Source organism: Microcoleus sp. B3-A4, assembly GCF_036705385.1.
Classification (GTDB): domain Bacteria; phylum Cyanobacteriota; class Cyanobacteriia; order Cyanobacteriales; family Microcoleaceae; genus Microcoleus.
This window is the reverse complement of record NZ_JAUBUI010000041.1, coordinates 1-12,602: the sequence shown is the minus strand read 5'-3', so window position 1 is coordinate 12,602 and position 12,602 is coordinate 1. Positions and strand designations below refer to the sequence as shown.

Here is a 12,602-nt window from a genome sequence, read left to right as displayed (position 1 = left end):
CGATCGAAAATGCTTTGCATCGTTGGGTGGCTTTACAAGTTAACCCAAAGCAGGGGAACTGGATCGCTTCTGAAACAACATAATCCAGAGAATTCATAATTACTATTTTTTTGGGCCTCCGCAAACACCTCTTCTGTGATTGCACGAAAATTTACTCCCGCTAGTTTGGTCACTTGAGTTTTTTCTTTATAGTTACGATAAAAATCTGTAGGGGTGATATGAATGACAACACCATTACACGCAAATTCCCAGTGGTTGTTGTATGACCGATGTTGCCGGGCCATTGTTCGCTGCGCTCTACTACCTGGACGAAAAGTTTCTCCAGCGAATAAATTGAATTTACTATATCTATGACGCTTAAATTTTAGGCTTGTATTTGTGTTTTGGTTTTGTTTGATGTAGTCTTTGATCTTAGCTGCTGTTCCCTGAGAAGACAAATTTTGCCAATCATATTTGAGATGGACTTTGAGGAGCGTGTCAGGAGCTTTAGGTTCCATACCGAAAATAATTAGCCGTCTTGAAAAGTTTTTTAGAAAATCTCTTAACACAATTTCTGATGGGATGACAGCAGGTCTTTCAACTTCTGTATTGTTCAGCAAAGGCTGGAATCTTTTAATTAAGCCTTTTTCTGCTTCACCCAAGTTTTCTTCATTCCATGCTTGCCAAGCCAGTCTAACAGGAAACTCTTGGTCAATTTCTTCTAACTTATGGATGCGGTGATGATTTCTCCATCTTGCCACCAAATTCTTAGCTTTCCCTATATAAAGAACTCTATTATTTGCATCTATCGCAAAATATATAGCTGCACATTCAGGTAACTGCTTGCGTTCAGATAAAGGAATTGAGGGTAACTGCAAAGGATTAAGCATACTGGACATTTAATGATTCTTAGCTAAGCACTAATTATAAATTAATAATAAACTATTGCCAATATTTTTTGTGTCGAGTGCTACTCGTTTTCCTTTGTAAGGAACCTTCTCAGTGCTTGCTTTACAGATTTTTGAAATTTATGGAAACCTCTAATCGGGACGCAATTAAATTGTAGACTAAGTGTATTTCTCAGGTAAAATCGAGTCTAATCCTTTAATTGCTGAGGCATAGTCTCATGCCCATTCCCAAACTCAGTGAAACAACGATCGAGCTTCACACCTCTGCCCAATCCCTCAAGCGGGGTGAAGCTTACTATTTAGCTGGCAATGTTACTAGGGCAGTCCGGCGTGGCAATATGGTGCAAGCAGTAGTGGAGGGTTCCGAAGTAGAACCCTACCGTGTTACCCTGCCCTTTGATGATGCCGGATTAGCATCTACATTATTCTGCACTTGTCCTTACGATAACGATGGGTGGTGTAAACACATTGTTGCGACGTTGTTATTGTGTCTGCGGCAACCAGAAATAATTGAGCAGGGCCCGACATTGGAACAATTGCTCGATCGCCTCAACGATGTACAAACCCAGCAATTAATACAGCATTTAGTACAAAAAGAACCATCACTCATTGATGCGATCGAACAATACATTAACTTAAGTGCTATTCCTGCACCTTCAAACCAACCTACCAAAGCACCGCGCCACACCTCCATCGATCCTGCTCCCTTTCGACACCAAGTACGACGAATTTTGCGAGAGGCTGTGAGGTATTTGGAGGATGGATGGGAGGAAGACCCGATTACAGAAGAACTTTTAGATCTAATTCAGCGAGCCCAGGAATTCAGCGAACATGGGGATGGCAACAACGCCTTAGTAATTTTAGAAGCCATCACCACAGCCTGCGTTGAAGATTGGGATGATGTAGAAGAGTTTGGCGCTGACAATTCTGAGATAGCTAACGCTTTGAATGAAGCTTGGACAGAAGCCATTTTGACGGCTCAACTAACTGCTGAAGAAGAGATCGATCTCCAGGTGATGTTAGAAGCTTGGCAAGATGAATGGGATTGTGATTTCAGTATGAGCTTGGAAGCTTTACGCCAAGGTTGGGATGACCCCCTACTCCAACAGGTACTTGAAGGAAACATTACTGGGTCAGGAGTTTGGGCTGGTGACGCACCAGACTGTGCTCACGACTTAACATTGATTCGCTTGCAAATCCTCGATCGCCAGGAACGCGATCGAGAATACTTATACTTAGCCCAAGCAGAAGGTTGTACTCAACAATACTTGACGATGTTAACTCGTTTGGGGAGAGTAGAAGAAGCAGTGGAAGCTGCTGCTACCCAGATGCAATCAGCGGAAGATGCTTTGGCTCTCGTTCAAACTTTAAAGCAACAGGGAGCCTTAGAACAAGCTCTGAAAATTTGTCAAGCTGGGTTAAATTTGTCAGGTCATTGCCATTACCAACTGGCAACATCGATGAGTGAGTTGGCTGTTGAGTTGGGCGAAGACGAACTTGCGTTAAATGCTAGAATCCAGATATTTAAAATCAAACCGTCTTTTAGCGATTATAGTTTAGTGAAGGAGTTAGCAAGAGATAGTTGGTCAACTTTGAAAGCAGATTTGTTAGCAACTCTGAAAACTAATGAAAGTTGGAAGTTTACTGACGCGAAGGTTGATATTTTTCTGCATGAAGGAATGATTGAAGATGCGATCGCCCTTGCTGATGGCTTGAGTTATTACGACTCAGCACTGATTCACCGAGTAATGGGGGCTGCTATCAGCCACAGCCCCGATTGGGTAATCGCCAATGCTTGTCGGCGTGCTGCATCGATTATGGATCAAGGGAAATCAAGCGAGTACAATCTTGCGATTAAGTGGTTGGAAAAAGCCCGCGCTGCCTATTTACACACTGGGCAAAATCTTCAGTGGTCTGCTTATCGTTCTCAACTGATGCAAGTACACAGTCGGAAGCGGAAGTTGATGGAAATGCTCAAAAATCCTGATTTAGATTGAGCCTTAAGTTTACCGTAAACCCAAGTGAAAGCGACCCAACCCAGGATCGAATAAACCTTACTTAATTTTTGCTTTCACGGCCCTAGATTCCACTGTGAATCCTGGAATATCTTGCAGTTCTGTTTCGCTCAAACTGTACTGTTCGCAAACCAAACTCAAACGAGTTCCGGTACTTTTAACAGCGTTGACAGAGTGAGTCAAATCTCCTTGAAAATGGATCAGCGAGTTGGCTTGCGGCTTAATCTGCCCGACTTGCTGTTTGTTTCGCCGCAGTATCAACTCTCCCCCTTGCAAGTTCGGCGGCACTTGCACGTATAAAACGCTGACGGCTGCGGGAGGTTCCACAGTTTTGCAGTACGATCGCAAAGATCGATCGATATGCGGATCGACGCGGGAACCTTCACCCAGCAACAAAGGGTTGAGGTAAAAAGCATTGCATTCAGGCTGTAATGCTTGGTCTAGATAGGGTTTGAACAAAGGGAACCGCCGTTCTACTTCGGCGATTTCCGAACGTTGAAACACCACGGAAAACCCTTTTGTGCCAATGAAATCGCGATTGAGGTTGTTGATTGCTAGATAAGGGGAGGCTAGAATTGCTCCTCGCAAGTCGTTGAGGTAGTCGATCGAGAAAGCGTTAGGATGTTGGCTATAGTATTTCAAGGCACTCAAAAATCATCAAAGTTTAAGGAAACAGCAGATAGAAATGCAGCAATCGCTCAGACTTGGGATTGCTTGGTTTCTCGCGGAGGACATAATAATCTTGATTTCAGTCCGCGTACTTAAGTCAAAGGTTTTTCTTAACTGCGGGCGATGCCCGGAAGTGTCGCAACCGAGGAGTAACGGTAGAATATCAGTATACAGGTGATCGTGGTGGTGATTCGATTATATTTGCAATTCCCTTATACATGATGCCGCTCAGGAGCCGATCGCCCATTTATTTTAACTTGTGGAATTGCAGGGGGGGTCTAATTTCCGCGATCGCATCCGGCTTCTGTTTTATCACCGATTTCTTGAGTTTGCTAGCTTTAAAACCGATGGGTGTTGGCCCTGTGTAGGAAACGTCTTGCTAGAAAAAGCAATCCGTGCATTAGGTCAATAGGCTGGGAGGGCGATCGACAATATCTAACTGGCGATCGAACGTTAATAAAGTTTACAAATAGAGGGTGGTCTAAAAAATACCAGCAGTCACAACAGTTACTAAGTAATTATTTCAGATTAAATTAATATTTCACGGGTGGAGAACAGCAAAAGTGCCAGCTATAATTAACCAGAGTAAGTAAAAAAACAACAACTCGCTGAAACGATAGGCCAACAACATTGTACGAAAAAATGGTTGGAGAACCAGCCATTAAAGAGATAGTGGATGATTTTTACCGCGATGTTTTGGCTGACGAGATACAGCACTTTGCTTAACGCAATAGTCCGGACAGTTTTTATATGGCCCAATGGCTTATTCTGTAGGACTTTGAGCCACTGTGGATAATTAAATCAATGTCAGCTCCACCCCTGACGCGGCATTTAATTCGACTTTATTTATGATCCTTGCCCCGCGTAAGCTTGTAGTCTCGTTCCAAAAACTGTCCGGAGTATTGTTAACGATTAGGTAAAAGAGTAGAGTGCAATGTTATTTTGCTCATTGCTGTTAATGTACCTCTTAGTCAGGCAAAGTGCTGTATCAGGGTGTAATTCGAGCAAATCGCCAACAATACTCTGGAGTAAATTATGAATCACCATCAAATTTCAGAAACCTTAGATCCATACATTCAGTTATTAGCACAAACCTCCACAGCCCGCAATGCACTACTCACTCACTCAATTTATCAGCAAGTCAATGACTTGAAATCTCTGCAAGTGTTTATGAAATCTCATGTTTTTGCTGTCTGGGATTTTATGACACTTCTCAAAACGCTGCAACGTCGATTGACTTGTATCGAATTACCTTGGGTTCCTCCAATAGATATCCATTCGGCGCGATTAGTTAATGAAATAGTTTTGGCAGAAGAAACAGATGAAATTTCTCCAGGTTATTACTCAAGTCACTTTCATCTCTACCTAGATGCGATGGAAGAAGTTGGTGCAGATAGCAAACCAATTCGGAGTTTTATTGCTGCAATTCAACAAGGTTTTTCTGCTAATGAAGCTCTGGCAAATCTGCCTATCCCCGAAGCCACTAAAACTTTTGTAATGACCACATTAAAAGCAGCAAGCGGATTGAATCACGAAGTTGCCGCAGTTTTTCTATTAGGTAGAGAGGATGTGATTCCCAAGATGTTTCAACAAATTCTTACCCAACTAGAAGAGGCTCAAGGTATTCCCTGCAATTCGTTTCGTCTTTACCTGGAACGACACACCCATCTTGATGAAGAGCAACACGCACCAATGGGACAAAAACTATTAAGAAACATTTGTGACAATGACTCTCTAAAATGGATGCAAGCTGTAAATGCTGCTAACAATGCTCTGCAAGCACGCCATTGTTTGTGGGATGGCATCACTCAGTCGATTCAACAATAGTTGAACCGGAAATGAGCGCGTTAGCCCTTCCTTTTAAATTGAAAGAGCGATCGCATCTAGCCTCATCTAGCAATCCCAGGCAATCTTACAGCACTTTGCTTAACGATTAGCTACAATAGTAGAGGTGGCAAGAGGGAGAAAAAATGAAACCCTACTCCCTAGATATGCGTCAAAAGATTATTAACACCTACGAAGCCGGTAATACTTCTATTCGGAAAGTGGCAGCAAGATTTCAAGTCAGCAAAAGTACGGTACAGAAACTACTCAAAGGAAAAAGAGAGACAGGAAAATTATTCCCTGGTTAGGCAAAATGGGGTAAACCGAGTCAACTATTTGGTCAGGCACAGGGGTACAAAATTTACGACTTGTGCAAGGATTGCTATAGTAGCGGATTTAAGTTATTTCTGACATCTTGCACCGTTATCAAGAACAGGCAAGATGCCTGTTCCACAAAGACTAAATTTTCTTGTGGAACAGGCATCTTGCCTGTTCATAAAGCCTGATTGAAAAGGGTGCAAGGTGTCAGTTATTTTTGACTGGGTTTATGGATACCTATTTCATTTTTGATAGTAGCTTATTCGGCTAGGCACGGTATTGCTGAAGTATAGCAAGTCTATTTGAGTCATGAATGTAGAACCACCTGAAACGCTTGTGCTCATTGAATCGATTGTTTACAAATCAAATGGTTTTGCTATATATTTTACCGCATTTGTTAATTTACTTGAAATGCTGAGAAGTTATATTCCTCCTTTAGCTAGATGACGGCAGTCAAGTGCAGCTTGCACGATCGGTTTACTAATTGCCAATTACCAATTACCAAATCGTATATGCCACAATACTTCGGAAAACTTCAAAAAACCGAACAGCCTTGGTCAACAATCGGTTCGGTAGAATCCATAAATAAAACCGATCGCACCTTTCACTTTAATTGCGGCGAAACTTCCCTAAACCTCAGCATCCTCGCGCCGAATTTAATCAGAGTGCGAATGTCCCCGACAGGTGAATTCAAAAGCCGATCGCACTCAATAACTGTCCCTGACGAAGAGTGGGAAATCACACCATTTGAAGTGCGAGAAACAGACGAAAAAATAGAAATTGAAACATCACAAATAACGATTTCAGTCAAGCGCGATCGCACTTCCATCGAATGCTTTGACAAATCGGGAAAACCCTTTGCTAGCGACTGCGATCCTAGTATGGGATGGCGCACGGGCGCAACCGCAGGCTGGAAACGCATCGAAGCAGACGAACACTTCTACGGTTTCGGCGAACGCACCGGCTTTCTCGACAAACTCTCGGAAGTCAAGACAAACTGGACAATAGACGCGCTTGACTACAATTCTCTCAGCGATGAAATGTACCAGGCGATCCCATTTTACATCGCCCTGAATCCCGATCGCGCTTACGGCATCTTTTTCAACACCACATTTTGGAGTCAATTCGACATCGGCGCCCAACAACCGGGAGTTTTGCGGATGGAAACCAGAGGCCCGGAACTCGACTACTACATCATTTACGGCCCGGAACCCGCCCAAATTCTCGCTACCTACACTCAGTTAACCGGCCGGATGCCGCTTCCGCCAAAATGGGCGCTGGGATACCACCAATGCCGCTGGAGCTACGACTCCGAGGACGTTGTGCGGGAGTTGGCGAAGCAATTTCGCGATCGCGCCATTCCCTGCGATGTCATCCACCTCGACATCGACTATATGAACGGCTACCGCATTTTTACCTGGAGCCCGAAGCGTTTCCCCGATCCCGCGAAACTGCTCGCAGACTTGAAAGCAGCCGGTTTTAAGGTTGTCACGATTGTCGATCCCGGTGTCAAGTACGAACCGGAAGGAGATTATGAAGTATTCGATCAGGGTGTGGAAAATGACTATTTCGTCCGCACTGCAGAGGGAAGGCTATTCCACGGTTACGTTTGGCCCGAAAAAGCGGTGTTTCCCGACTTCCTGCGGCCAGAGGTGCGCGAGTGGTGGGGCGAATTGCACAAAAACCTTACAGATATGGGCGTTGCGGGGATTTGGAACGACATGAACGAACCTTCGATCGCAGAACGGCCTTTTGGCGACGGCCACCAACACATCTGGTTTCCGCTGGATGCACCGCAAGGCCCGGAATCCGAGGGCGCCACCCACGCGGAAACGCACAATTTGTATGGGTTGATGATGGCGAAAGCTTGTTCGGAAGGGTTGCAAAAAGTGCGATCGGGCGATCGATCTTTTGTGCTGACGCGATCGGGTTTTGCGGGCGTTCAGCGTTACTCGTCGGTATGGATGGGCGACAATCTATCGCAGTGGGAATACTTAGAAATGTCGCTACCGATGCTTTGCAATATGGGGCTTTCCGGCGTGGCGTTTGTCGGTTGCGACATCGGGGGTTTTGCGGAGAATGCAACCGCTGAATTGTTCGCGCGGTGGATGCAGGTGGGAATGCTGTATCCCTTGATGCGCGGTCATTCGGCGATAAATACGGCCCAACACGAACCGTGGGTTTTTGGCGATCGCACTGAGAAGATTTGCCGCGAATACATGAATTTGCGCTATCAGTTGTTGCCTTACATTTACACGTTGTTTTGGGAAGCTGCGACGACGGGAACACCGATTTTGCGACCGTTACTATATCAATTTCCGCGCGATCGGGCAACTTATCACCTTTACGATCAAGTATTGCTCGGCCCGTCGCTGATGGCTGCACCTGTTTACCGCCCGGGAGTTGAACACCGCGCGGTGTATTTGCCGGAGGGGACTTGGTACGATTGGTGGACGGGCGAATGCTATCAGGGCCCGACGCACATTTTAGCTTATGCACCTTTGGAGAGAATGCCGCTTTACGTGCGGGGCGGGGGCATAATTGCGATCGCACCTGTGAAGCAATTTGTCAGCGAAGAACCGCTTGAGTCATTGAAAATGCGAATTTGGCCCGGAAGCGGTGAATGGATGCTTTATGAGGACGACGGACACAGTTTTGAACATGAAAAAGGTGTCTGGGCTACGACTAATTACAAGGTGTATTTGGAAGGGGAAAAAATCATCGTTGAAATTGCCGCGCGCGAGGGTCAATTTTTGATATCAGAACGGGAAGTTATTGTGGAAGTTGTTGGCGTTGGCGAACAGCGATTTACAGATGACGGTACGGTGCGGCGTTTGACATTTGGATAGTTTTGGCATAAAGCGGTTTATGCTATGGTGGGATTCATTCAGGGCGATGGCTTTAACAGTAACTTTTTCCTTAAGTAGGAATTATGCCCAAGTCAGCCTTGCCCTTGCAGGCTGGATGCGTAAGTGTTGAGATTATATCTTCGTGAACTGTCTGTGTTTTAAGCTCCCATTGACCAGAAGTTTCGGCAAAAATAGTAATTTCTCCTGCACATAATTGTTTAGCTAACCCTGATTTTCCCATCGAAGACCGTTTTCTTGCAGAGTGAACGCACGTTCGAGTAACTTCGGTACAGGCAAAATTTTGCAATCGCTTAGAAGTATCGTTTTTTAGACTTAATAGCAGAGCGAATAAATCTGGAACTACATGACCATAAGTATTTTCACTACCTACGGATAAAACTGCTATTTCTGCATCAATAGTTTCGAGTAATTGCTTTAGATCGTCCCCATTTTTAGGCCATGCTCCGTGATGGGGAATTTTTACGATGTTAGCGCTAAATTCAGGAGGATTGAGCATGGAACTATCCACACACTTTCTCAATCCATCTCCTTCGATATCTGCAAGTAGCAGTGCTGCAAAATCACCATAAGTAACTCTTAATACAAGAGAAATCTCGTTCAGCCTGCCGCTACTTTTTGCTAAATGCTTTTCAATAAATGGCAGGCTTGGATGTAAAATATTTATATTCAATTGTCCGTGTGAGAATTGATTTGAATCAAGAGAACCTGGTAGAATACGAATAATATTCTTTCTGTCCCAGTCATCCAGTTGATTTAGCGCTACTTCCAGTTTTTGATAATGAGGACTTTTACCCCTGTTATTATCTAGCTTTTCTACTGCGTCTTTGTACACAGAATGAGGAAGAATAAATTTTTCAACTGTGCCACGTCTTATCCAAATTTTCAGGAATTCTACAAGCGTGACTAACTGAGGAAAATGATCTCGGTGAGCATGAGTGATATAGACCTGTCTTATATTGTTTTGATGATTGTTCTGAAGCCACTTGTCAAGCACGCGCGGATTGGCTATATCAATTACAACCGTCGAATCGTCATCTGGACAAATAACGATGCTATCAGCATTTCCCACAGGTAAAAAGGTAAGCTTGCAGGTCATAAGCGATTCTCAATACTGTCTACCCTAAGTTTCTGTTTTAGTTCAGCATTAGTGAGATATGGATAAGGCGTATGGCGAAAACGTCTGATAGCCCAAGGACGTTCAGCAAGTTCCTCAAATGTCTCTACATCTTCGCTTAACTCAGCTTCAAAAACCGTACCATCAAGCGCCCAACCGGGCATTTCTGGCAGAATTGGAAGCCATTCTTCCCGATTATCATCTAACAATCCGCTCAGATACAGGCGAATCTGAGTATTATCTTTAGAAATTTCTAAAATTTGACCAATCACACTTAACGTAGGCTTTGTTCGTTCTGATTTCCATAATTCTAATTCTGGAGGTTCTCCAGTGCGTTTAATTTCTATCCACTGAGGATTTCCATAGGATTCTTCTACAATTTCATCTAATTGTCTGCGTAGACCGTCGGGTTCAGGAATGTCAAGACGCTGTTTATCTCGCTCAACAATTTGACGAGTAATTTCAATTATTCGCCAGTCTATTTTCTGAGGTAAGAGAAGTTTACATAGCTCATCACTTGTTATTTCATGTGTTTTCCGTCCAATTAGAGATAGTGCATTTGCTATTTTAGAAGCTAGGATACCCAACAACCATAGTCTTTTATCGTCATAACTTAATGTATTCCATTCTTCTAAAAATTTTTTATTTCCCAATGCTTCAGTAGATTTTCCAGCTTCTTTGGCAGGAAGAACACAAAATATATTATTATCAGGACAAAGGCCTGTAGTATCTAACTGAGCCGCAAGAGGATACAAAGAGCCTCGATTTACTTTGCGACCAACTAGGATTTTTGGTAAATCGAATAAATGCGAATTATTTAGGACGGCTGTATGAAGAAATTCTTTACCATATCTTATCCAGCGTTCCTCTTTCCTAACTCGGTCAGGATCTGCCCAAAGCCGATTTGTATCCCGCCATTTCATACGCCAGTTTAACTTACATTCAGTATTCGGTGGACATTGACTAACTGGTTTGTGGTTTTTACTAGGAGTTACGCCATTAAAAACAAAGAAAAGATTTCCTAAAGGTATTGTAGGAATCTGAATGGAAATAGGGGGTGCTGTAAAAACTTCCCAATTATCCGAATTTAATCGTGTAATCCATTGATGGCCAAGGAAAGCATTATTACGAATATTTGATACAGTGTCTTTTGCTCGAGAAAATACTGCTCTTGCAGCACTAGAAATTATTATTTTTGGTTTACCTACTTGTCCTAAAACGATACACACAGCTTGTTCTGCATCAATTCCAATAGCTTTCTCTGGGCACTGCCATACTTCAAAAATTTGGCAATTCTCAGTTAACGAACTACGTGCATTTGGTATGCCATGACTTGAACCTGTCAAAAAAGATTGAGGTAAGATAAAAGCAAACTGAGAATCTTTTTCTAACCAACTTAATGCTTTTTCTATAAATCTTGCTGCGCGTTGAGTCTTGCCATCTTCCGCAAAAGGAGGATTGGCAACAATAACACGCGGCTTGATGCCCATGTTTGCCTTATTTAGATTCTCGTAATCCTCATGATAAAAGTGGGAAGGGAAGGGAAAAGTAACAGCCTCACCCAGCGACTCTCTGGCCAAAGTGTATCGGAGCTGTGTTACTAAATGTGCATATTGGTCTAAATCGTTACCCGCTACATGGCTTTCAAGATATAAGTTTCGCTGGTTGATATCTTCAGGAATATCAGACATCCCTGCAAGCCGGGATGTAGCAGCTAAAAGGAGACTACCGGAACCTGCGGCTGGATCAAAAATTACTCGCTCCTCTGGTCTTAACCTTTCCAAAGGTAGCAATTCAAGCATACGTTCTGCGATCGCAACAGGTGTATAATGCCGTTGTAAATCACTCCAATCTTTACCTCCAATATCGCGGGGCAGTTCCTTGATAGCTCGCTCGTATAGCAGTCCTACATCTTTATGATCGACCAGCGCGAAGCTAACTTGACTTCCCAAATAAGTACCTAAACGCCGCAACACTCGATCGCCTAAATGAGGTATGGACTCCTCAAGCGCTTTCTTAAAAAAACCATTTGCGCGAGGTACTGTACGATCGAGCAACGTTCGAGGATCGTTGGTTGGGATTAAGGAACCAAAAAAGCCTTTATCTTCTAAGATTCGTGCTGCTAAATATGCGATCGCCACACGAATTGCATCACCTGCTATCTTTCGACGAGAAGAAATGACGCTTTGTGGATGTTTTTGCTGATTTGGAACACCAATCTCTTCAAGCGCTCCCTGAATTGCCTCTTGAAATGCTTTATCAAGCTCCGCTCGTTGTCGAAGTATAAAGGAGAAGCTGTTTTCGGAAATCGATTCTTCCAAATCTGCTAGTGAAAGCTGACCAGTACGAAACTCTGCCAATGCCTTTGGGGTAAACAGGCGACTTCTGGGTGCAGTAAGCTCTACAGCCAGAGATTCAGGTTCTATTTCCAGTGCCTCTAACTTGCCGGATGGCTCGTAATACTGAAGCAGATACATCTCATCCGAGACTAACAGCCCTGCACGGATAGGCCAATCACCTAGCCACCGCTTCCACTTTTCCATATTCTGCTGCGGAACAGCTTGAACCATAAATGCCAGATTAGTTGCACTAGGGCGAAGCCCATAATCTGTCCATATAGCATTAACAGCCACAGGTTCTCCCTTGCCTGCTACCGGGATACGCACATTGCGGTGTGGCTCCATTTGCCAAACTCGCATTGCGGTTGCAACTACATCATCAAGTCCCGGTGAGCCAGTCATACCAAAGTTATGTCTACTACAAAAGTTATCGCTGGGTAGGGTTACAGCACTGCCGAGCAAGGCATCCAATTAGTAACTACTATAGTGCAATGGCACTGAAAAAGTGAACTCAAAAAAATCTGTAAGGCAATATATATATAGATCATTGCCTTACAAACACAAAA

General features: G+C 43.7%; 10 protein-coding genes. 6 read left to right on the top strand and 4 right to left on the bottom strand.

The window, feature by feature from the left end; translation table 11 throughout:
• Nucleotides 1-32: 32 nt before the first annotated feature.
• Nucleotides 33-869, bottom strand: coding sequence for a GIY-YIG nuclease family protein (locus tag QUB33_RS17135; protein ID WP_333351808.1), 837 nt, complete (start codon nucleotides 867-869; stop codon nucleotides 33-35).
• Between the two features lie 236 nt (nucleotides 870-1,105).
• Here QUB33_RS17135 and QUB33_RS17130 point away from each other — a divergent pair, with 236 nt between their 5' ends.
• Nucleotides 1,106-2,884 carry an SWIM zinc finger family protein gene (locus QUB33_RS17130; RefSeq protein WP_333351806.1) on the top strand — a complete coding sequence of 593 codons (1,779 nt, stop codon included), beginning with the start codon at nucleotides 1,106-1,108 and terminating at the stop codon, nucleotides 2,882-2,884.
• 57 nt (nucleotides 2,885-2,941) lie between these two features.
• On the opposite strand, the gene QUB33_RS17125 is transcribed toward QUB33_RS17130, so the two are convergent.
• Nucleotides 2,942-3,553, bottom strand: a complete 612-nt coding sequence (locus QUB33_RS17125) for a 2OG-Fe(II) oxygenase (RefSeq protein ID WP_333351804.1) — start codon at nucleotides 3,551-3,553, stop codon at nucleotides 2,942-2,944.
• Between the two features lie 648 nt (nucleotides 3,554-4,201).
• Here QUB33_RS17125 and QUB33_RS17120 point away from each other — a divergent pair.
• The 5 genes from QUB33_RS17120 to QUB33_RS17100 all read left to right on the top strand — a co-directional run bounded on the left by QUB33_RS17120 (nucleotide 4,202) and on the right by QUB33_RS17100 (nucleotide 8,562).
• The gene (locus tag QUB33_RS17120; RefSeq protein ID WP_333349940.1) at nucleotides 4,202-4,297 is read left to right on the top strand and encodes a globin domain-containing protein; all 96 of its coding nucleotides are present in this window, start codon (nucleotides 4,202-4,204) and stop codon (nucleotides 4,295-4,297) included.
• Between the two features lie 309 nt (nucleotides 4,298-4,606).
• Nucleotides 4,607-5,398 (top strand): DUF3050 domain-containing protein, encoded by a 792-nt coding sequence (locus tag QUB33_RS17115; RefSeq protein ID WP_333351801.1) that lies wholly within the window; start codon nucleotides 4,607-4,609, stop codon nucleotides 5,396-5,398.
• Nucleotides 5,399-5,541: 143 nt separating this feature from the next.
• Nucleotides 5,542-5,703 (top strand): helix-turn-helix domain-containing protein, encoded by a 162-nt coding sequence (locus QUB33_RS17110; protein WP_333351799.1) that lies wholly within the window; start codon nucleotides 5,542-5,544, stop codon nucleotides 5,701-5,703.
• A gap of 319 nt (nucleotides 5,704-6,022) precedes the next feature.
• Nucleotides 6,023-6,160: a hypothetical protein gene (locus QUB33_RS17105; protein WP_333351797.1), complete on the top strand. Its 138-nt coding sequence runs from the start codon at nucleotides 6,023-6,025 to the stop codon at nucleotides 6,158-6,160.
• Nucleotides 6,161-6,225: 65 nt separating this feature from the next.
• Nucleotides 6,226-8,562: a glycoside hydrolase family 31 protein gene (locus tag QUB33_RS17100; RefSeq protein WP_333351795.1), complete on the top strand. Its 2,337-nt coding sequence runs from the start codon at nucleotides 6,226-6,228 to the stop codon at nucleotides 8,560-8,562.
• A 70-nt stretch (nucleotides 8,563-8,632) separates the two neighbouring features.
• Here the strand turns inward: QUB33_RS17100 and QUB33_RS17095 are convergent, their stop codons facing one another.
• Nucleotides 8,633-9,679, bottom strand: coding sequence for a hypothetical protein (locus QUB33_RS17095; protein ID WP_333351793.1), 1,047 nt, complete (start codon nucleotides 9,677-9,679; stop codon nucleotides 8,633-8,635).
• Nucleotides 9,676-12,507 carry an N-6 DNA methylase gene (locus QUB33_RS17090; protein WP_333351791.1) on the bottom strand — a complete coding sequence of 944 codons (2,832 nt, stop codon included), beginning with the start codon at nucleotides 12,505-12,507 and terminating at the stop codon, nucleotides 9,676-9,678. The genes QUB33_RS17095 and QUB33_RS17090 overlap by 4 nt, the downstream gene beginning before the upstream one ends.
• Nucleotides 12,508-12,602: the final 95 nt, after the last annotated feature.

Excerpts from the sequence above, each read along its gene's own strand:
- QUB33_RS17095 (WP_333351793.1), bottom strand. The coding sequence starts at position 9,679 with ATGACCTGCAAGCTTACCTTTTTACCTGTGGGAAATGCTGATAGCATC.
- QUB33_RS17135 (WP_333351808.1), bottom strand. The coding sequence starts at position 869 with ATGCTTAATCCTTTGCAGTTACCCTCAATTCCTTTATCTGAACGCAAG.
- QUB33_RS17115 (WP_333351801.1), top strand. The coding sequence starts at position 4,607 with ATGAATCACCATCAAATTTCAGAAACCTTAGATCCATACATTCAGTTA.
- QUB33_RS17100 (WP_333351795.1), top strand. The coding sequence starts at position 6,226 with ATGCCACAATACTTCGGAAAACTTCAAAAAACCGAACAGCCTTGGTCA.
- QUB33_RS17130 (WP_333351806.1), top strand. The coding sequence starts at position 1,106 with ATGCCCATTCCCAAACTCAGTGAAACAACGATCGAGCTTCACACCTCT.
- QUB33_RS17110 (WP_333351799.1), top strand. The coding sequence starts at position 5,542 with ATGAAACCCTACTCCCTAGATATGCGTCAAAAGATTATTAACACCTAC.
- QUB33_RS17105 (WP_333351797.1), top strand. The coding sequence starts at position 6,023 with ATGAATGTAGAACCACCTGAAACGCTTGTGCTCATTGAATCGATTGTT.